This window comes from Terriglobus sp. 2YAB30_2, from assembly GCF_052114765.1.
In the GTDB taxonomy this organism is placed as follows: Bacteria; Acidobacteriota; Terriglobia; order Terriglobales; family Acidobacteriaceae; genus Terriglobus.
In genome coordinates this window covers 136,620-155,162 of record NZ_JBFRFJ010000004.1, presented here as the reverse complement: position 1 = coordinate 155,162, position 18,543 = coordinate 136,620, and the positions used below count along the sequence as shown (strand labels likewise).

The window sequence follows — 18,543 nt, the reverse complement described above, 5'->3', positions numbered from 1 at the left end:
GCCTTCCAGTTCAGCAGAGATTTCCAAGGCATCAATTACTGTTACTATCCCATCCGAAACGCCGCATTGCAGCAGAAGTTTTTCTGCAAATCCGCGACGGTAACGGTTTTGGGTAATGTTGAAATGTGATTGGAGCACATCTACATGCGTAAAGTCCTGGTGATCGATGTCGGCGGCACCCATATCAAAGTCCTGGCCACCGGAAAAAAGACCGCCATCAAGATCGCTTCCGGACCGGACGCGACTGCCACTTACATGGCAGAAGAGGTACTGGCAGCTACCGAATCCTGGCAGTACGACTGCGTCTCCATTGGTTTTCCTGGTCCGGTGGTCGGCAACCGCCCGGCCGACGAACCGCATAATCTCGGCTCCGGCTGGGTGGACTTTGATTATGAAGCGGCCTTCGGGAAGCCGGTCCGCATCCTGAACGATGCAGCCATGCAGGCCCTGGGCAGCTACAAGGGCGGCCGCATGCTCTTTCTCGGCCTGGGCACCGGCCTGGGCTCCGCAATGATTCTGGACGGCGCCATCGCTCCCATGGAGCTGGCACACCTGCCCTATCGCAAGGGCAAAACCTACGAAGAGTATGTCGGCAAAGAGGGCCTGGAACGCCGCGGCCGCAAGCGCTGGCAGCGGTCTGTCCACGACATCATCGAGCGCCTGCGCGCTGCCCTGCTCTGCGAATACGTGGTGCTCGGCGGAGGCAATGCCAAGCTGCTGGACGAACTGCCCGAGGGCGTCCTGCTCGGCGAAAACGTGAACGCCTTTGCCGGCGGCTTCCGCCTCTGGGAACCTCCGAAGAAAGAGGCATCGCCTCACGCCGCCATCGATGCCGGCCGGGCGCATGTCCGCCTGTCAGCGGCACAGAAGCACCAGGAAGCGCATCCCCGGAAAAGCTAGTTGGTTGGTTGAATAGTTGAATGGTTGAATAGTTCCCTTAGCCCCTGTGGCAGCCGCAGAGTTCGCGGGCTGGAACACCGACGTCCCGAGACACTATTCAACTATTCAACAATTCAACTATTCAACCAAAGAGCCGTTGCTGCGCCGGTCCCCTCACAGCCGCCGCAGGCATCTTCTGTGCGGTCTCCTGCGAGAGCAGGGAGTCCATCGCACGCTTATTCAGGCCGTGCTTGCGGCAGATCGCCGTTACCATCGCGCTCAGGCGTGCAGCGTAGGCTTTGTCGGCAAAGTCCCGATCCTGGAACCGGCGGGCGTATTCCGGCCCCAGGTCGGGAAAGTGTTCGCGGATGAAGCTCAGGTAGGTAGGTCGCGAACACGGTTTCAGGAACAGCGGGTTGGCGGCAAAGAAACAGGCTCCGTGGTCAGCGGCCAGCTTCGCCATGCGATCGATCGCTGTCATGGTGTCGGTAATACCGGGCAGCAGCGGTGAGTTCAGAACGCCCACGATGATGCCCGCCTGACGGAGCTTCTGCACGGTCGCCAGCCGCAAGTCGGGACGCGGAGCGCGCGGCTCCAGCTTCCGCGCCAGCTCCACGTCCGGTGTGGTGACGGTGAGGTGCACCACCAGAACGCTCTTGCGGGCGATCTCCTGCAGCAGATCGAGGTCACGGAGGATAAGCGTGGACTTGGTCACGATGCCGAGACGGATTCCGCTACGGCGCGCCAGAACCTCCAGCAGGCTCCGCGTCACCTTCTGCCGCCGCTCGATCGGCTGCCATGGATCGGTCGCCGTACCGAGCGCGATCTCGTCCGTGATGTGTCCCTGTCTCTCCAGCCGGCGCAACTCCTGCTCCAACAGCCAGGCTGCGTTCTCCTTGACGAAGATCTTCCGTTCGAAGACCTCCGGATCGTGAAAGTCCGGCTGGCCTTCCGCAGGTCCATCCTTCGGCGCCAGAAACTCATGGGTATACCGCGCATAGCAGTAGCGGCAACCAAACTCGCATCCGCGGTAAGGGTTAATGCTCCAGGCCATCCAATGCATCCGCTTGGAAACGGAGCGGTTGAGGATGCCGCTAACCTTCATCCCGCAGAACTCGACATCGTGGCCGTCATCTACATGTTCGGCCTGCGCCGCCATACGGACCATACCGGTAGCTCCCGGCAGAATGGGGAAGAGTTCTTTCGCTTTTTCTTCGCCATCCATGAAACGAGCTTAGGCCCGTTCCAGCGGTCCGTCAAGCGTGCATTCTGTGGAAGGATTTAGGGCGTACAGCGGCGTTTTCGTTGCAGAAAACGCCCATTGGATGGAGAGCTTCTAACCGCGATGGTAATGGCGGCGGGCCGCCTTATGGCGACGGTGCGCACGAACATTGGTACGGTGAGTCCGAGCCATCATGGCGTCGGCGAGAGGTGCAAAGCAGAACAACATCAGAAGTGCGAGGACGATCGAACGTTTGTACATAATGCCGCGATGATGACACGGTTCCCTGCTGATGGGAAGGAATCTTCTACGCTACCTATCAATATCTTTTTGTTTGTCATCCTGAGCCGAACGGGGTCCCCGGCCAGCTTCGCTGGCTGGGGCAGGGAGGCGAAGGACCCGCTTCTCTACCGAGACATCCCAAACCGGGTGCCCCACCCTCACGAAGTTAGGGTGGGCGAAGAAGCCACGAGTAATCAAAGAACGGATCGAGCTTGCGCTCGATACTCCCAGGTAAGCTTCGCGTACCTGGGGCACCCGATTATGGGCTCACCGGATACTGGTGATACGTTCTAACTTCCCGCAATCGTAATTCCTTCAATCCGAATCGTCGGGCTCGCACTCGATGACCGGAAGTTCAGATCATTCCCGATCGCCACAATATTGCGGTACATGTCCTTCAGATTGCCGGCGATGGTGATCTCTTCCACCGGATACGCCAGCTCGCCATTCTCGATCCACAGACCGCTGGCGCCCTGCGAATAATCGCCCGTCACCAGGTTCACCCCGAAGCCCATCGTCTCCGTTACGTACAGGCCGCTCTTCACATCGCCGATCAACTGCTGCGGCGTGATGCTGCCGGGCTGCAGGAAGAAGTTCCCCGCACCGATACCAGGCGTGCCCGCCAGGCCGCGCGAAGCATTGCCCGTCGACCGCAGCCCCAGCTTGCGGCCGGTGTAGCTGTTGAGGACGTAGCTCTTCAGCACGCCGTTCTCGACAATAACGGTGCGGCGCGTCGGCAGGCCCTCTCCATCGAAAGGCGAGGTACCGAACCCCGCCGCACCGTTGAAGACCAGCGTCCCGTCATCGACGATGGTGACGTTCTCTCCGGCAACCTGCTCGCCGAGTTGGCCGGCGAAGAAGCTGGCGTGGCGATAGATCGCGTCCCCGTTCGCAGCATCGAAGATATTCGACATCAGGCTGCGCGCGATCTCCGGCGAGAAGACGACCGGAGCTTTCTGCGTCGGCACACGACGCGCTCCCAGGCGGCGCAGGGCGCGGCGGGCCGCTTCTTTTCCGACCTCTTCGGGTGACTCCAGAGCTCCAATACGCCGTGCCGCGGAGTACCAGTAGTCGCGCTGCATGGTTCCCGTCGTGTCCTGCGCGATGGGAGAGACAGAGAACCCGCAGTAGCTGCGGCGATACTCGCCACTGAAGCCGCGCGAGTTAACGACGATCTTGCGCGAGGTAGCGGCGTCGAAGTCCGCTCCTGAGGAGTTCTGGATGCGCGTATCCGCCGCCATCGCCGCAGCCTCGCACCGGCGCGCCATCTCGATGCGCTGCTCCACCGGAAGCGAGTAGACATCGTCGAAGTACAGGCCCAGATCGCCGGACAACGAACCAAACTCATCCGGCTCCGGAAGTCCGGCGAAGGGATCTTCACTGGTAATCTTCGCCAGTCCGACTGCACCTTCCACCAGGCGGCGGATCGATGCTTCCGACAGATCCGACGAAGACGTGTTCGCCGTCCGCTGCCCGATAAAGACCCTTAGACCAACGGCACGTGAACCCGACTCCTGCAGCGTCTCGACCTGGCCCAGACGGACGCTGGTAGAAAACTCATCGCCCTCGTAGACCACAGCCTCGGCGTCCGTGGCGCCGGCCTGCAGGGCGCGCTCCACCACCTGCTGTGCGAGAGAGTTCAGATCCAGTTGCTGCGAGAGTTCTTCCGTTGTCATTGTCATTCCGCCTTCAAGGATATCTGCTGCCACTCCCTGATGTGCGAGACTTCTCCTCGACAGAGGAGAAGGAATGGAGCACACCTCGCAATTTGCGACCTACCCCAGCCTGCGTGACCGCGTCGTGCTGGTCAGCGGCGGAGCCACCGGCATCGGCGAGGCCATCGTGGAGGCCTTCGCCCGGCAGGGTGCCCGCGTCGCCTTCCTGGATCTACATCAGGAAGCAGGCGAGGCGCTCGCCTTGCGGTTGCAACAGAATGGCTTTCCAGCTCCTCTCTTTCTGCGCTGTGACCTGACCGACACCACTGCTGCACAACAGGCTCTACGCGCCGTAGAAACGCAATGGGGAGCGCTCGACGTACTGGTCAACAATGCCGGCAACGACATTCGTCATAGCCTGGACGAAGTTACGCCGGAGCGCTGGGACGAGCTGATGGCCGTGAACCTGAAGCACCAGTTCTTCCTGTCGCAGGCTGCGCTTCCCGGCATGCGGCAAAAGCAGCACGGATCGATCGTCAACATGGGCTCGATCTCCTGGGTCATTCCCTCCACCGACCTGCCCGTCTACACCACCGCCAAAGCCGCAATCGTAGGCCTGACAAAGACGCTGGCCCATCTCGCCGGCAAAGATAACGTCCGCGTGAACTGTGTGATGCCGGGCGCGATTTTGACAGAAAAACAACAACGCCTGTGGCTGACGCCTGAGTACACCGCCACGGTCCTGGGAGCGCAGGCCATCAAACGCATGATCCTGCCGGAGGAAGTCGCACGCCTGGTGCTCTTTCTCGCATCGGACGATAGCGCAGCCATCACAAACCAGTGCCACGTGATCGACGGCGGCTGGATCTAGGGAAGTAGTTGAATGGTTGAATGGTTGAATGGTTTTCAGCGCTGAAGGCGCGTTCTATACCAGCCTGGGGCAACGCCCCAGGTACCCGGCCCAAGAAGAATTAAAGGGCCGAAGGCCCGCTCTATAACTCTGTCGCCTGCCTACCCACCTACGCTTTTTGTTGGGGCACTTAAGGTTGTTTCAAAATCTCAAACGCCTTAATTCGTTCCACCCACAGTCATCTTGTCGAGCTTCACCGTCGGCATACCCACACCCACAGGAACACTCTGCCCACTCTTACCGCAGGTGCCAATCCCCTCATCCAGGGCCAGGTCATTCCCCACCATCGAGACATACTTCAACGCCTCGGGCCCATTACCGATCAGCGTGGCCCCCTTCACCGGAGCCGTCACCTTGCCGTCCTCGATCAGATAGGCCTCGCTCGCCGAGAAGACGAACTTGCCGTTGGTGATATCCACCTGCCCACCGCCGAAGTTCACCGCATAGAGACCGCGCTTGACGCTCTTGATAATGTCCTCGGGCATGTCCTCGCCGTTGAGCATGTAGGTGTTGGTCATGCGAGGCATGGTGATGTGCTGATAGCTCTCACGGCGTCCGCTGCCGGTCGACGGAATCCCCATCAGCCGCGCCGAGAGCTTGTCAGAGAGATAGCCTTTCAGGATGCCGTTCTCGATCAACACATTCTCGCGCGTCGGTGTGCCCTCGTCGTCGACGTTCAGCGATCCGCGCCGATTGGGGATGATGCCGTTATCGACCACCGTTACCTTCGAGCTGGCAACCTGCTGACCAATAAGACCCGCGAACGCCGAGGTCTTCTTGCGATTGAAGTCTGCTTCGAGTCCATGCCCCACAGCCTCATGCAGCAGCACACCCGGCCAGCCAGGACCAAGCACGACCGGCATCTCGCCTGCAGGAGCGGCAATCGCTCCAAGCTGCAGGATGGCCGTACGCGCCGCTTCGTGGGCAAAGTGTTCGGGCGTCTTCACCGTCTCAAAGTAATCAATGGTGATGCGTCCGCCCCCACCGCTGCTGCCGCGCGCCGTATTGGTTCCATCCTTCGCAATGACAAAGACATTGAAACGAGCCAGCGGCTGCGTGTCGCTCGCGAACGTACCATCGCTGGCAGCGACGAGAATGCGGCGCAGCTCATCGTTGTAGCCGGCACGCACCTGCGTAATCCGTGAATCGTAAGCGCGAGCGGCACGATCAGCCCGCAGAATCAGCTCCAGCTTGCCGGCGATCTCAGCATCAGTGCTGGCGCCTGCGACAGGATAAAGCTCCGGCGTCGTGGGCGAGGTGAATCCCTGTACCTGCTGCTTCGCCGGTCCGCTGGCAATCAACGCCGCAGTACGAGCAGCACGTAGCAGCCGCTCCGGCGAGAGATCGTCGGTATACGCAAACCCCGTCCGCTCACCACTCAAAACCCGAATGCCGCAACCAACGCTAATGCCCTGGCTGGCCGACTTCACCAGCGATTCATCAACGCCAATCGAAGTTGACGTCACCGATTCAAAGTAAAGATCGGCATAGTCACCACCGGCGGAAAGAGCCTCACCTAGGCAGCGCTCCATCAGCCGCTCCGAGACGCCGAGAGTATCGATGAAGTAGCGCTTGTGGTCGGCAGCGGAAGGGATCGTCATGAATACAGATTCTACGCTTCCACGGTCCGCCACACTGTTCCCATCGCCCGCGGTTACTCTCTAAGCGGAGGCACGTCTCTGACGCTTTTCCTGCGCCCAGGTTTGTGAAACTGGCCGTTTGATGGTTTTTGGTGCGGTCAGCCTAACGCTCACATTCAGATTCAAATTGACGGCATATCGAATCAGGGTTCCAAACGCAAACTTGGAAAGCTTGCCGTTGAGCAGATTGCTGACTTCAGGCTGATGCACGCCGAGAAGTTGAATCAGATTCTTCTGTGTGAGCTTCTGTTTCTCGATCTGGGCGATCAAATCTCTCCAGAGATCCGCTTTGACTTTTGCCTCCGCTGCCTCCTGCGGAGAAAGCCCCAGGTCATCGAAGATGTCTCCTCTGGTTACGTGCGTCGGCTTATTTTGTACCTTTGTGCTTGGCATCCCGTCGCTCCTCCATGAGCCTTTGACGTACCTGTTTCAATCGCGTTGCTGCTCGATCGAGGTCTTTCTTCTCTGTCTTGCGAGTGTCTTTCTCAAAACAGTCAAGGACATAGAGGACGTCATCGATTCGAGCCAGATACAACAGCCGATACCATTTCGCTTCGTCGTCCGTCTTCAACTCAAAGACGCCCTGACCAATTGAGGGCATCGGTCTAACATCAAGCCGTGCCGGACGCCCTTCCTGCATTTCGCGAAGAGAGTTGCCGAAGTCAATCCTTACCGCCGATGGCCATCCGAGAAGAACTTCTCTGCTATTTCCCTCCCACGAAATAACCGCGGACCTCGGCTTCTGCTCAACAGGTGATTTCGCCGTCACGCCATCTAGATTATAGGAATATTCCTATAAAAACAAAGCTCCCCTAAAACAAAAAGCCCTGCGACTATCTCCTTCTCCGGAATAGTCGCAGGGCCTTTCCAATCTTGTTATTGCTACATGTTCGCCTTGCCGGCGCGCATATCCTCGTTGAACTGGGGCTTGGTGAAGTTCACCGAGTCCTGCATTTCCTTCTCATACTCTGCACGATGATGCATCAGGCCCTCGGTTGGCGTCGCATACTCGGCTCCAGCCGTGAGCTGGATGACGCCGTCCGACGCCAGGGCAGTCGCTACCTTCTTCAGGTCTTCGACCGTGGTGTTCAGATACTGCGCATCGCGCGGATCGAGCACCCATACCGGCTGGCCGCCGCCGAGCACGCCCGAGAGCCAGAAGACCTTCTTCGCGATGAAGTCGAGGCGCTGCTGCTCGACGGTGTCGTTGAAGACGAAGGTCTTGCGCCAGCGTGAGTAGTAGCGGGTCGTGACCGGTACCGGCTGGCGGTTACCGGATTTCACAAACTCCAACTGGCCCTGGTCCATGGTCTTGCGGACGGCGTTGTAGATGAAGCTCTCGGCGAAGGGCTGCTCCATCGCCGGAACGATCTCGGCGAAGGTCAGCGTCATCGACGCCGAGACCTTGGCGTGCAGCACCGGCTGCGCTCCGTCTTCCAGCCAGGCCTCGCCGTGCACGATGTACGTGTCCGCGCCCGAGGTGGAGGTGTGGAAGGGCCACGCGAACTTCGAGAAGCTGATCGGCAGGCCGTGCATGGTGACGTAGGTGTCAGGCCGCGGATTCTTCAGGCGCTTGGCGGAGTCGGCAAAGTAGGTCTTCAGCTCGGCCTGAGTCTCCGCGCGGCCGAAGTCGAAGTCGGCGCTGATCTCCAGCGTCTCAGACTTGCCCTCGGGGTTGGCGAGGGTGAACTTCGCAGTGGGCTTGCCGCTGAAATCGGCACCGGAGGTGGTATTGCTGACCGTAAGACCCGCGACGCGGGCGGCCTCTTCGACCTGCTGCTGCAGGCTGAGCTGGGTTGCTGCTGCCATGGTTCGTGTTTTCTCCAAGAATCTCTATTATTTTAGAGCGTTTTCCCGGTTGCTGGGCATCCCGGAAGAGCGTGCTGCGGCGTTTTCATTTGCGGGAAAACGCCCATAGATGCGGAAACCCTACGCTACACCTACAGGAAAAACGCTCCAGGACATCTGCGGGACTATTTCAGGTCAATCGCCTTGCCATCGGCCGTTGAGAGCTGCGCCCCCAGCACGCCCGCCAAAGTGGGGGCAATCTGCCGCATGTCGATGAGCCCTAAGTCTTTACCTGGTTTCAGGCCGGGTCCCATGATGAAAAATGCCGACCGCAGGGCCGGATCGCTGGCAAGGTAGCCGTGTGCTCCCAGGTTCGAAACTCCGGTCGCCACTTCCGGCTTCAGCTCCGCAATCGCCTGCCAGCCCGGCCGCAAAGCCACCAGGAAGGCCGCTTCCGGATAGCCGCCCATCGCCACCGTCTCCTCGCGGTTGTAGACGTGGCCGATACCGTTGGCCGGATCGATCGCCAACTTACGCAGCAACGCCGATACCGCCTGCTTCGTCTCCGCATCGTTGGGGTCGTTGAGCATGATGGCCGCCGTTCCGCCCGAGACCCACGGCATCGCTTTCCATGAGGTGACGTTGCCCTTCGCGTCCACCGCGATCAGCCCAGCATCGACAAACGCCCTCTTGAGCGAGACGTAGTAGTTCACGGGCTCAAAGCCGTGATCGCTCAGCACACAGAAGATGACGTTCTTGTCCTGCGCGTAGGCAGCGTCGTAGATCTCCTTGAGCAGCTTGTCCTCTTCCTGCACGGCGGCGTTGGCCGCCTCCGAGAAGGGACCGTGATCATGCTGCGCCGTATCCAGACCGGCGAGATGCACTGCCAGTAGACCCGGGTGGTACTGCTTCAGGATGGCGACCGCAAAGGCGACCCGCTTATGGTCGTTGGCGACATCGACCACCTTGCTGGGATAGCGGCCGAGGGTCTTTTCGAGATCCTTCAGCATGCCCGCAGGCGTCGATGCATTTTCGAGCGTACTGCCGTCATCCTGCGGCGACGGGTTCCAGAACTCCGGAATGTTGTAGTCGATGGGAGCGCCCTGGGTCACCGGCCAGTTCACGGCTGCTGTCTTCACGCCCGCATCGTGCCCGGCCTGCCACAGCGTCGGCACCTTGATGGTGGAGAAGCTCCACCACCACGCCGAGGGATCTTTTCCGAGAGGATCAAACGGGCGATTGTTCAGCACGCCATGCTTCGCCGGCCAGACGCCGGTCACCAACGTGGTGTGCGAGGGATAGGTGTAGGTGGGCAGCACACCGATGACGCCGTGAGCGTAGACGCCGTTGTGCATCATGCCCAGCAGAAAGGGCAGCTCCAGCTTGTGTTCTTCGGCGTAGGTTACGTAGTCGGGCCGCATGCCATCGACTGAAACCATAACCACCAGAGGCTTCTTCGCCTGCGCTACGCAGGCGACGGCTGCCGCAAACAGGACAACAAGGAAACGGAACTTCCGCATGACACCCCTTTTGCGCCAACCCCGGCCGAACTGACAACTCCATGGGCGCAACTAGATAATTGTCTCGTGCCGATCGATTCTGTCCAACTCGCCAGCATTCCTACCGAGAGCCGCAACCCCCGCACCACCGCCATCGATTCCCTGCCGACGGAAGAGATGCTGCGCCTGATCAACCGCGAGGACGCGGCCGTGATCACCGCGGTGGAAGCCGAGGTGCCGCACATCGCCGCTGTGTTGGACGCTTTGGTACCTCGCATCGTGGGCGGCGGACGGCTGTTTTATATCGGCGCCGGCACCTCAGGCCGCCTGGGTGTGCTCGACGCCTCGGAATGCCCACCGACCTTCTCCGTTCCGCCGACGCTGGTGCAGGGCCTGATCGCAGGCGGCGATTCGGCGCTGCGTAAGTCGAGCGAGAAATCAGAGGACTCCCGCGAGCAGGGCGCCGCGGACTTAAAAGCAGCGGACTTCACCTCGGGAGACACCCTGGTCGGGATCGCCGCGAGCGGGCGCACTCCCTATGTTCTGGGCGCTATCGCCTGGGCCCGCGAGATCGGCGCGCTGACCGTTGGCCTGTCGTGTGTTCCCGGCTCGCCGCTGGCGAAAGAAGCTGAGATGGAGATCACTCCTCTCACCGGCCCGGAGGTCCTGACCGGCAGCACCCGCATGAAGGCCGGCACCGCGACGAAGCTGGTGCTGAACATGCTGTCGACCGGCCTGATGATCCGCACCGGCCTGACCTACGGCAACCTGATGGTGAACGTGCAGCCGACGAACGAGAAGCTGGTCGATCGCGCCGCCCGCATCATCATGGAGATCACCGGAGTCGATCAGAAAACTGCCGCCGAACTGCTGATCGAAGCCGGCAGTGTAAAGGTCGCGGTAGTGATGCAGAAGCTCGGCCTCTCCACCGATGCGGCCGTCGCCAAGCTGCAACAAGCCGGCGGCCGCTTACGCGAAGCACTGGAAAGCTAACCACCTCAACACTGGATGCCCCATATCTGGCGGCAGCATCGCCAGATGTGGGTGAGCGCCACCGTCATCCAAGCATTCTGCAAACCCACATCTCGGCGTTGCCGAGATATGGGGCACCCAGTTGTTGGGGATCAGCAAATAGAGCATTTTCCCTGTTGCTGGGTATCCCGGAAGGGGTGTGCAGCGGCGTTTTCATTGCGGAAAACGCCCATAGATATGGAAGCCCTACACGACACCTACAGGGAAAATGCTCTAGTCGGAAACTTACCGCTCTGCGCGAATCTCTACAACACCGGGCAGCGGCGTGGGAGCCCAGTTCTTTTCCATGCAGACGGCGACGCAGTTCCGACCGGCGCGTTTCGCACGGTACAACGCCACATCAGCGCGGCGGTGCATCAGGGGCCAGGCATCGCCATTGCCCAGGTGTATTGTGATGCCGACGCTGATTGTCAGGTGCACGACCGCCGCCTCGGTGACGATATCGAGCGTGGCAATGCTGGCGCGGAGTCGCTCCGCGATCTCCTGTGCTGCGGTGAGGCCGGTTTCCGGCAGCAGGATCGTAAACTCCTCGCCACCGGTACGCGCCAGCACATCGCCACCGCGGATCTGCAACAGCATCTGCTCAGCAACCTTCTTCAGCGCGATATCACCGGCGGCGTGTCCGTGGGTGTCGTTGACCTGCTTGAAGAAGTCGATATCAATCGCCAGCACGCTCAATGCTGTGCGCTTGCGGGCGGCGCGCAGCACCTCGCGCTCGGCTTCATCTTCCATGGCACGGACATTCAACACACCGGTGCGGGCATCCGTCCGCACCTGCAGGCGAAGCGCGCGGTTCATCTCCCGCTCGAAGAACCAGAGATAGACCACGAAGAAGCACGCTGAGACAAACATCATGCAGGCCAACGTGGCGAGCCAGAAGGGATCCTGCCGCGCCGGGCGGAAATGACCGCTGGTGTTGACGTCGTACCGGAAGAGCACCATCGGCGTGCGGATGGCAATCAGAGTGAGATGAGCAACCAGAACCGTAATGCCTGCTCGCACCACCGTCCGCATCTCAGGATCCTGATTGCGCCGCAGCACCTGAATGGAGAGGATGCATAGCGCGAAGATAGGAGTAATGCTGAAGGCAAAGGTGTGCGAGAAGCCGGAGAGAAACAGGGTCGAAAAGGTCAGCAGTTCCGCGGCCAGCACGGTCGGCCAAAGCCTGCTTTGCAGCGGTCGACGCACAATCGCCCAGCGAAACCCCATGTAGATACAGAAGAAGCTGATGATATTGCACAGCGAAGGCAGCAGAATGCTGAGCACAAGGGGAAGCACGCCAAGCGTTCCCAGAAGCGCATTCCGCAACAGACCGATCAGCGCCGCCGCCATAAACCAACGGTGCGCTCGCAACTGCGGATGATGCAACGCAAGCAGAACCATGGCGCCCGCATAGACGACACCCGTGGCCACATCGCAGATGAAAAGAGTCTGGTAGTTGAGCAGCATAGCGGCAAAACTCAACGGCGTTTCAAAAAGACTAACGGAGTGGTCCCTCTACCTTACGACACTTTCCCGTTAGAAAAGAGAGAGTTTTCCCGGCATGGGAATCCCCAGATGGTCGTATGCCAGCCGCGTCGCCACGCGGCCTCGCGGGGTGCGGTTCAGGAAACCGATCTGAATCAGAAAGGGCTCGTACACCTCCTCCAATGCATCTTCTTCCTCGGCCAGCGCCGCGGCCAGCGTATTCAGCCCTACCGGTCCGCCATCGTACTTTTCGATGATGGTGCGCAGCAGGCGGCGGTCGAGCTCGTCGAAGCCGTGGGAGTCGACCTCAAGCATCTCCAGCGCCTTGGTGGCGGTTGGCCGGTCGATGACCCCGTTGCCGCGGACCTGCGCATAGTCACGTACCCGACGCAACAGGCGATTGGCGATACGCGGTGTTCCCCGGCAGCGCATCGCGATCTCAGCCGCTCCGTCCTCGTCGCAGGCAATGCCAAGTACCTCGGCGGAGCGCTGCACGATGAAGCGCAACTCGTCGTCGGTGTAGAACTCCAGCCGCAACAGGATGCCGAAACGTGACCGCAACGGCGAGCTAAGCAACCCCGGCCGGGTGGTGGCAGCGACGAAGGTAAACGGCCGCAGCTCCATGACATGCGTCCGCGCCGCAGGTCCCTGGCCGATCATGATGTCGAGCTTGTAGTCCTCAAGCGCCGTGTAAAGCTTCTCTTCCAGCACCGGCTGCAGCCGGTGAATCTCATCCAGAAAGAGCACCTGTTTCTCGCGCAGATTGGTCAGGATCGCCGTCAGGTCTCCGGCGATCTGAAGCGCAGGACCGCTGGTCTGCTGAAAGCCGACCTCCAGCTCATTGGCAATGATGGTCGCCAGCGTCGTCTTACCCAATCCCGGAGGCCCGAAGAGCAGAACGTGGTCCAGTGCCTCGCCACGCGACTTCGCCGCCTCCAGCGCGATGGCAAGCTGCTCCTTGGCTTTCGACTGCCCGATAAACTCGCTGAGCTTTTTGGGACGAAGCTTCAGCTCGAAGGCGGAGTCCTCATCCGTCGCCCCGGCAGAGACCAGCCGCTCCGCCTCATCTTGGGCACGGCGGTTCAGATCGATCTTTTTGTTTATGAAGCTCGGTTTCGAAAAGTCCACGCAAGAAGCCTGCTAAAGGCGATGGTACGGCGAAAGTCTGCCGACCGCAAACCTCGCAGCCCCATGCACTGGGTGCCCCATCCATCGCAACGCGATGGGTGGGAGATTCGAGCGCCCGCTCGAACCCGTCTTTTGTCTGTCATCTCGCGCTGAACGGCTGATTCGCAAATATCCCACCCAGTGCATGGGGCTAAGCAAACTTGTCAACACACGTGACTTCTCAAAAGAGCCGGTTTTGCACGGGAACCGTGCTCTCTACCCGTCCATCACCGCGGATGTGCAGGACTTCCATATGCCGTTCAGCCATCGCAGGACCAAGCATTAGCCAGCGGTGGCAGTGCATGGGATCCTCCTCGGCGCACATGATGGCGGTGTTGCTTGCGCCGGCTGTCTTCTCCAGAAGCTCCATCCCGGTCTGGAAGCGCGGTGTGGCGCGGACTGCCGCGTAGTCCACCCCACCATCGGAACCGTGCAGCGCCGGGTCACGCGGTTTCCCGCCGAGCCGGTCGCCCATCCAGACATAGCGAATGCCTGCTTCCATTAGCGCCGCAGCCAGCGGCTCCCGCGAGAACCACGGCATACGCCGGGATGCGGGGATGGAGCGGATATCAGCAAGCGTCTCAATGCTGTGCTGCCGCAGTAGCTCGATAAAGACAGCCATTGGATGACGCGAGTGACCGATGGTGTGAATGCGTGTCAATGCGTTTGCTACTAACCCTGGTACGGCCCACCCACTGCACCCCAACCCCACTGCGGCATCGGTGCAGTCGTATCTTCAGTCGCTGCCGGATCGAGCTTTGAGTTGATCACCGCCAGACGCGAACCCCACTCCAGGTAACCGACAAAGGCCGAACGAAACTCAGGATCGTCCGGCAGACCCACTTCGTCCGCGGTCTCGAGCAACAAGCTCATCCAGCGGCGGCGCTGCTCGTCCGTAAGGTTGCGGCCCATGTGTTTCCGAATCATATGCGCGTGCCCGCCGTGCTCTTCGCTGTAAACCTTCGGTCCGCCAAGCACCTCACCGACAAAAGCCGCAACGTGCTGTGCGTGATGCGGATCCATCTGCGCAAAGACATCGCGCAGCAACGGCTCCTGCGGCACGCGCTCGTAAAAGCGCACGAAGAGACGCTCAAGGGCCGGCGAACCACCGGCCCACTCATAGAGCGTAGGAACTGTTTTCTGCTCGCTCATGCCAGCAGGATACTCTGCCTCAGTAAATGGAGCGCAGCAGGCCACCCTCGGCGCGTACCGCTGCACCCGTCGTTGCCGCACTCAGCGGGCTGGCCAGGTAAACCACCAGGTTGGCCACCTCGGTGTCGTCAATCAGACGTTGCAGCAGCGAGCTCTGGCGATGCTTCTCGAAGAACTCCTTCTCCGCCTCTTCGGGTGTGGCGTTGGGCTTCGAGGCCATCTTCTGCAGGAACTCCACAATGCCCTCGCTCCGTGTCGGCCCCGGCATCACCGTGTTGACCGTCACATTGGTTCCCCGCGTGGCCTCAGCCATGCCGCGGCTGATGGCGAGCTGTGCCGACTTGGTCATGCCGTAGTGCACCATCTCACCCGGAGTCATGATGCCGCTCTCGCTGGAGATGAAGAGAATGCGGCCCTCGTTCTTCTGGAGCATCTGCGGGAAGTAGTGCCGCGCCAAACGAACGCCGCTCATCACATTCACCTCGAAGAGCCGGAACCATTCGGCATCTGTGATGTCTTCAAACTTCTTCGGCTCATAGATCCCGAGATTGTTCACCAGGATGTCGGTCGATGGAACCGCCTTGATGATGGCCTCGGCTCCCTCAGCCGTACCTGCATCCGCAACAAGCGTCGTCACCGCAGCCCCCAGCTCACCGAGCGCCGCCTTCAGCTTTTTCTCGTCGCGGCTAGGAACGGTAACCCGCACCCCTTCGGCGATCAGCCCCTTTACGATTGCCAGACCAATGCCGGCGCTGCCTCCGGTGACGAGCGCGTGCTTGCCTTTGAGCTTGAGATCCATGAATTCCTCCACAGCATCCGATGCCGTAAGCCGCTGGATCGACGCAGGCAGCCAAAGTTATAACTTTTGTTATACTAAAATCCATGGCTACCACCATCAAGATCACCGCAATCGGCAATTCGGCGGGAATCATCCTGCCGAAGGAGACTCTGGCTCGTCTGCATGTCGAAAAGGGCGACGTTCTGTATCTCACGGAGACCGCCGACGGGATCCAGCTCACGCCGTACGATGAAGAGTTCGCAAGGCAGATCGAGGCGATGGAAACGGTGATGCGCGAGAACCGTGATGTTCTTCGCCGTCTGGCCGAGTAGTGATGCAGGAACCTCTTTGGATTAAGAAACCGGCAGTCCTGCAGATTCATGCGCGTGAACTCTCCATCGATGGTGGTGCTTCTGGAGTTCGCGATGAAGGTCTGCTGGAATCGGCACTGGCGCGGCCGCTGAATACCTTCGCGTATGACGATCAGGCGACCTTATTCGATCTTGCGGCGGATTATGCCTTTGGCATTGCCCGTAACCATCCGTTCGTGGACGGCAACAAACGCACCGCCCTGCTGGCGTGCGAAGGTTTTCTGTTCCTGAATGGCTACCGCGTCGCCTCAGAGAAGGAAGAAAAGTACCTGATGTATATCTGGATCGCCGCCGGACAGATCAGTCAAGGCGAGTTCACTGATTGGCTGAAACAGCGTGCGACTCCGGTGAAATAGCTCCTGCTCTCACAACGCACGCTGCATCAGCAGGCTATCCAGCGCGCGGTCGAACTTCCAGCCGACACCCTGCAACACACCGGCGCGAACAAAGCCGAGCTTCTCATGCAGCCGCGCGGAGGCGGCATTTTCGTCGCCTCCGCCAATTACCGCCACCATCTGCCGGGCGCCCCACTGTGTGCAGTGCTCCAGCAACTGCTCCATCAACAAACGACCGATTCCCTGTCCTGCAGCCTCATGGTGGATATAAACCGAGTTCTCCAGGGTGAATCGGTACGCCGCCCGCGGACGGTACGGTCCAGCGTAGGCATAGCCCAGCACGCTCATCCCGCTCCGCCACCAGCCAGGGCAGGCCCTTCTCCGCGATCGCGTTCATCCGCAGGAGGATCTCCTCCACCGTGGGGGGCTCCAACTCAAAAGTTGCTGTGCTGGAGCGGACATAATGACCGTAAATCTCTGCGATTGCCTGCGCGTCCGCCGTCCCTGCCGGACGCACCCGTATCTCTGTCGCCATCTCTTCATCTTGCATCCGATTGGGCTCCGCTTGCACCCGATTCAGACTTCGCTTGCACCCGAGCAGCCTTCGCCTGCACCCTTGATATACGTGGCACGTAAGCAGACAGCTCCGGTCGTTCATCCCTTCGACGCAAAGTACGGCACCGAGACCGGCGGTCTTATCCCCGGCACGAGGCTCAAGACCGGCCACATGCACGACCGCCACAACACCGCCTACCACGGCACTGCGCCTTCGCTCTTTGCGCAACTGATGGAGCGCTGGCAGAACACCTGGACTCCAGTGCCGCCCAGCGACTACGCCTTTGTCGACGTCGGCGCCGGAAAAGGCCGCTCCTCTTTTCTGGCCGCGCGCATGCACTTCCGCAGCGTGACCGGCGTCGAACTGAACCCCCTGCTGGCAGGAATCGCACAGGAGAACATCGCCCGCTTTACGCCCTACGCCGTCTCCCCTGTCAGCATCGTGGAAGGCGACATCATGACCCTGCCGCTGCCGGCCGGACCATTGCTGCTCTACCTCTTCAATCCCTTCAGCGCCACGGTGCTCCGCCGCCTCCTCAAACGGCTGGACGCCCGCCAGGCCACCGCTCCCACGGCGCTCGACATTCTCTACGTCAATGACGAGCAGCGCGCCGTGCTGCTGAAACATGGCGGCCTGCGCGAGCTGTGGACTGGCGACCTGCACCTCTCCGACGAGGATGACGAGGCCGACCGCGCCACCATCCGCCGCGACGCACATGGGCTCTACGCCGTAGAGGGTTATGAGCGCTGCAGCATCTGGAGATGGCAAATAAACGAGTAGAGCATTTTCCCTGTTGCTGGGTATCCCGGAAGAGAGGTACAGCGGCGTTTTCATTGTGGAAAACGCCCATAGATGCGGAAGCCTACTCCACAACTACAGGGAAAATGCTCTAGCCATCCTGCCCGTTCCCCTCATCTAACCGGAGATGGCACGACCGATCCAGGCACTCCGAGAGCAGGCCACCACCCTGGAAGCTGCACTGACCGTGTGCGTGGCGCACCCAGGAAAGAAGGCCGTACACCAGCTCCGCACCTCCACACGGCGCATTGAGGCACAGCTCGAGCTGCTGATGCAGTTAAGAGATCTACCCTCCTACCGCACGAAGGCCGCCGCATTCCGGCGCGCGGTGAAATCTATCCGAAAACTGGCTGGACAGGTGCGCGATCTGGACGTCCTGCAACAGATGCTACGGGGGTTGCGGTTACCGCAGCACAATCATCGACAGAAGCTGCTCAAGGCGCTTGAAGACCGCCGTCAGAAGCGGGCTGACGATCTGAAGCAGGATCTGGAGCAACACATTCCCAAGGTTGCGAAAGCAATCGAAGAGCTCTTCACCGCGCTTAAACCGGCTGAAGAGCTGGCGCTGCCGCTCAGGCAACTTCTGCCCCTGGCCGATGCCTGGTATGACCGGCGCACACGTGGCATAAAAGCCGTTCGCGAAGACGATCTGCACACCATTCGCAAAATGGCCAAGGTCGYGCGCTACATCGCCGAAACCGGCCTTCCGGCCAAGCAGGCTACCACCGTCGCCGCGCGCTACAACCGTCTGCAGCAGAGCGGCGGGCACTGGCACGATGCGCTGCTTCTGGCGCAAGAGGCAAAGAAGAAACTCGGCAAGAAAGATCCTCTGACAAAGCTGACAAGTGAGCGCGCAAAGACCCATCACAACGGCTTCGTTCGCCTATTGAACGCCGCTTAAGTACAAGCCCACATCTGCTTTCAGTTGAAATTTTGAGGTGTTCCTTACTCACCCTCGCGTTGCGAGGCTTGGCACCCAATAGGGTTATCGAATTTGCTGATCAACTAGCAA

The 18,543-nt window shown here is 60.3% G+C and carries 20 protein-coding genes; 7 read left to right on the top strand and 13 right to left on the bottom strand.

Annotated elements, in window-relative coordinates:
- Nucleotides 1–144: 144 nt before the first annotated feature.
- The gene (locus AB4Y89_RS08350) at nucleotides 145–900 is read left to right on the top strand and encodes an ROK family protein (protein ID WP_442300456.1); all 756 of its coding nucleotides are present in this window, start codon (nucleotides 145–147) and stop codon (nucleotides 898–900) included.
- A 121-nt stretch (nucleotides 901–1,021) separates the two neighbouring features.
- Here the strand turns inward: AB4Y89_RS08350 and AB4Y89_RS08345 are convergent, their stop codons facing one another.
- Together AB4Y89_RS08345 and AB4Y89_RS08340 are read right to left on the bottom strand one after the other, a co-directional pair.
- Nucleotides 1,022–2,104, bottom strand: a complete 1,083-nt coding sequence (locus tag AB4Y89_RS08345) for an SPL family radical SAM protein (RefSeq protein ID WP_442300455.1) — start codon at nucleotides 2,102–2,104, stop codon at nucleotides 1,022–1,024.
- 569 nt (nucleotides 2,105–2,673) lie between these two features.
- On the bottom strand, nucleotides 2,674–4,059 hold the full coding sequence (locus AB4Y89_RS08340) for a TldD/PmbA family protein (protein ID WP_442300647.1): 1,386 nt from the start codon (nucleotides 4,057–4,059) through the stop codon (nucleotides 2,674–2,676).
- A 73-nt stretch (nucleotides 4,060–4,132) separates the two neighbouring features.
- On the opposite strand from AB4Y89_RS08340, the gene AB4Y89_RS08335 reads away from it, so the two are divergent.
- Complete coding sequence (locus tag AB4Y89_RS08335) at nucleotides 4,133–4,909, top strand: SDR family NAD(P)-dependent oxidoreductase (RefSeq protein ID WP_442300454.1); 777 nt, start codon at nucleotides 4,133–4,135, stop codon at nucleotides 4,907–4,909.
- A gap of 197 nt (nucleotides 4,910–5,106) precedes the next feature.
- On the opposite strand, the gene tldD is transcribed toward AB4Y89_RS08335, so the two are convergent.
- The 5 genes from tldD to AB4Y89_RS08310 form a co-directional block, all read right to left on the bottom strand.
- Nucleotides 5,107–6,549: a metalloprotease TldD gene (gene tldD, locus AB4Y89_RS08330; protein ID WP_442300453.1), complete on the bottom strand. Its 1,443-nt coding sequence runs from the start codon at nucleotides 6,547–6,549 to the stop codon at nucleotides 5,107–5,109.
- 60 nt (nucleotides 6,550–6,609) lie between these two features.
- Nucleotides 6,610–6,981 (bottom strand): helix-turn-helix domain-containing protein, encoded by a 372-nt coding sequence (locus AB4Y89_RS08325; RefSeq protein ID WP_442300452.1) that lies wholly within the window; start codon nucleotides 6,979–6,981, stop codon nucleotides 6,610–6,612.
- On the bottom strand, nucleotides 6,956–7,357 hold the full coding sequence (locus tag AB4Y89_RS08320; RefSeq protein ID WP_442300451.1) for a type II toxin-antitoxin system RelE/ParE family toxin: 402 nt from the start codon (nucleotides 7,355–7,357) through the stop codon (nucleotides 6,956–6,958). The genes AB4Y89_RS08325 and AB4Y89_RS08320 overlap by 26 nt, the downstream gene beginning before the upstream one ends.
- Nucleotides 7,358–7,470: 113 nt before the next feature.
- Entirely contained in the window at nucleotides 7,471–8,397 is a 927-nt protein-coding gene (locus AB4Y89_RS08315) for a hypothetical protein (protein ID WP_442300450.1), read from the bottom strand.
- 164 nt (nucleotides 8,398–8,561) lie between these two features.
- The gene (locus AB4Y89_RS08310) at nucleotides 8,562–9,896 is read right to left on the bottom strand and encodes an alkaline phosphatase family protein (protein WP_442300449.1); all 1,335 of its coding nucleotides are present in this window, start codon (nucleotides 9,894–9,896) and stop codon (nucleotides 8,562–8,564) included.
- Nucleotides 9,897–9,962: 66 nt separating this feature from the next.
- On the opposite strand from AB4Y89_RS08310, the gene murQ reads away from it, so the two are divergent.
- Nucleotides 9,963–10,868: an N-acetylmuramic acid 6-phosphate etherase gene (murQ, locus tag AB4Y89_RS08305; protein WP_442300448.1), complete on the top strand. Its 906-nt coding sequence runs from the start codon at nucleotides 9,963–9,965 to the stop codon at nucleotides 10,866–10,868.
- Nucleotides 10,869–11,132: 264 nt separating this feature from the next.
- On the opposite strand, the gene AB4Y89_RS08300 is transcribed toward murQ, so the two are convergent.
- From AB4Y89_RS08300 to AB4Y89_RS08280, 5 genes are all read right to left on the bottom strand, one after another.
- Nucleotides 11,133–12,371, bottom strand: coding sequence for a diguanylate cyclase (locus tag AB4Y89_RS08300; RefSeq protein ID WP_442300447.1), 1,239 nt, complete (start codon nucleotides 12,369–12,371; stop codon nucleotides 11,133–11,135).
- Nucleotides 12,372–12,425: 54 nt separating this feature from the next.
- Nucleotides 12,426–13,478, bottom strand: coding sequence for a Holliday junction branch migration DNA helicase RuvB (gene ruvB / locus AB4Y89_RS08295; RefSeq protein ID WP_442300646.1), 1,053 nt, complete (start codon nucleotides 13,476–13,478; stop codon nucleotides 12,426–12,428).
- A 244-nt stretch (nucleotides 13,479–13,722) separates the two neighbouring features.
- A complete protein-coding gene (locus tag AB4Y89_RS08290) occupies nucleotides 13,723–14,202 on the bottom strand; it encodes a DUF488 domain-containing protein (protein ID WP_442300446.1) in 480 nt (159 codons plus the stop codon).
- 11 nt (nucleotides 14,203–14,213) lie between these two features.
- On the bottom strand, nucleotides 14,214–14,693 hold the full coding sequence (locus AB4Y89_RS08285) for a group II truncated hemoglobin (RefSeq protein ID WP_442300445.1): 480 nt from the start codon (nucleotides 14,691–14,693) through the stop codon (nucleotides 14,214–14,216).
- A gap of 19 nt (nucleotides 14,694–14,712) precedes the next feature.
- A complete protein-coding gene (locus AB4Y89_RS08280) occupies nucleotides 14,713–15,492 on the bottom strand; it encodes an SDR family NAD(P)-dependent oxidoreductase (protein ID WP_442300444.1) in 780 nt (259 codons plus the stop codon).
- A gap of 83 nt (nucleotides 15,493–15,575) precedes the next feature.
- On the opposite strand from AB4Y89_RS08280, the gene AB4Y89_RS08275 reads away from it, so the two are divergent.
- Complete coding sequence (locus AB4Y89_RS08275) at nucleotides 15,576–15,803, top strand: AbrB/MazE/SpoVT family DNA-binding domain-containing protein (RefSeq protein WP_147650416.1); 228 nt, start codon at nucleotides 15,576–15,578, stop codon at nucleotides 15,801–15,803.
- Between the two features lie 2 nt (nucleotides 15,804–15,805).
- Nucleotides 15,806–16,198, top strand: a complete 393-nt coding sequence (locus tag AB4Y89_RS08270) for a type II toxin-antitoxin system death-on-curing family toxin (RefSeq protein ID WP_442300443.1) — start codon at nucleotides 15,806–15,808, stop codon at nucleotides 16,196–16,198.
- Between the two features lie 9 nt (nucleotides 16,199–16,207).
- Here the strand turns inward: AB4Y89_RS08270 and AB4Y89_RS08265 are convergent, their stop codons facing one another.
- Nucleotides 16,208–16,525 (bottom strand): GNAT family N-acetyltransferase, encoded by a 318-nt coding sequence (locus AB4Y89_RS08265; RefSeq protein WP_442300442.1) that lies wholly within the window; start codon nucleotides 16,523–16,525, stop codon nucleotides 16,208–16,210.
- 277 nt (nucleotides 16,526–16,802) lie between these two features.
- Between AB4Y89_RS08265 and AB4Y89_RS08260 the strand changes: the two genes are divergently transcribed.
- Complete coding sequence (locus AB4Y89_RS08260; RefSeq protein ID WP_442300441.1) at nucleotides 16,803–17,513, top strand: methyltransferase domain-containing protein; 711 nt, start codon at nucleotides 16,803–16,805, stop codon at nucleotides 17,511–17,513.
- A gap of 145 nt (nucleotides 17,514–17,658) precedes the next feature.
- Nucleotides 17,659–18,432 carry a CHAD domain-containing protein gene (locus AB4Y89_RS08255; protein WP_442300440.1) on the top strand — a complete coding sequence of 258 codons (774 nt, stop codon included), beginning with the start codon at nucleotides 17,659–17,661 and terminating at the stop codon, nucleotides 18,430–18,432.
- Nucleotides 18,433–18,543: the final 111 nt, after the last annotated feature.

Bases quoted from the DNA above. Each gene is read 5' to 3' on its own strand.
- AB4Y89_RS08350 (WP_442300456.1), top strand. From the start codon at position 145: ATGCGTAAAGTCCTGGTGATCGATGTCGGCGGCACCCATATCAAAGTC.
- AB4Y89_RS08345 (WP_442300455.1), bottom strand. From the start codon at position 2,104: ATGGATGGCGAAGAAAAAGCGAAAGAACTCTTCCCCATTCTGCCGGGA.
- AB4Y89_RS08340 (WP_442300647.1), bottom strand. From the start codon at position 4,059: ATGACAACGGAAGAACTCTCGCAGCAACTGGATCTGAACTCTCTCGCA.
- AB4Y89_RS08335 (WP_442300454.1), top strand. From the start codon at position 4,133: ATGGAGCACACCTCGCAATTTGCGACCTACCCCAGCCTGCGTGACCGC.
- tldD (WP_442300453.1), bottom strand. From the start codon at position 6,549: ATGACGATCCCTTCCGCTGCCGACCACAAGCGCTACTTCATCGATACT.
- AB4Y89_RS08325 (WP_442300452.1), bottom strand. From the start codon at position 6,981: ATGCCAAGCACAAAGGTACAAAATAAGCCGACGCACGTAACCAGAGGA.
- AB4Y89_RS08315 (WP_442300450.1), bottom strand. From the start codon at position 8,397: ATGGCAGCAGCAACCCAGCTCAGCCTGCAGCAGCAGGTCGAAGAGGCC.
- AB4Y89_RS08310 (WP_442300449.1), bottom strand. From the start codon at position 9,896: ATGCGGAAGTTCCGTTTCCTTGTTGTCCTGTTTGCGGCAGCCGTCGCC.
- AB4Y89_RS08285 (WP_442300445.1), bottom strand. From the start codon at position 14,693: ATGAGCGAGCAGAAAACAGTTCCTACGCTCTATGAGTGGGCCGGTGGT.
- AB4Y89_RS08280 (WP_442300444.1), bottom strand. From the start codon at position 15,492: ATGGATCTCAAGCTCAAAGGCAAGCACGCGCTCGTCACCGGAGGCAGC.
- AB4Y89_RS08275 (WP_147650416.1), top strand. From the start codon at position 15,576: ATGGCTACCACCATCAAGATCACCGCAATCGGCAATTCGGCGGGAATC.
- AB4Y89_RS08270 (WP_442300443.1), top strand. From the start codon at position 15,806: ATGCAGGAACCTCTTTGGATTAAGAAACCGGCAGTCCTGCAGATTCAT.
- AB4Y89_RS08265 (WP_442300442.1), bottom strand. From the start codon at position 16,525: ATGAGCGTGCTGGGCTATGCCTACGCTGGACCGTACCGTCCGCGGGCG.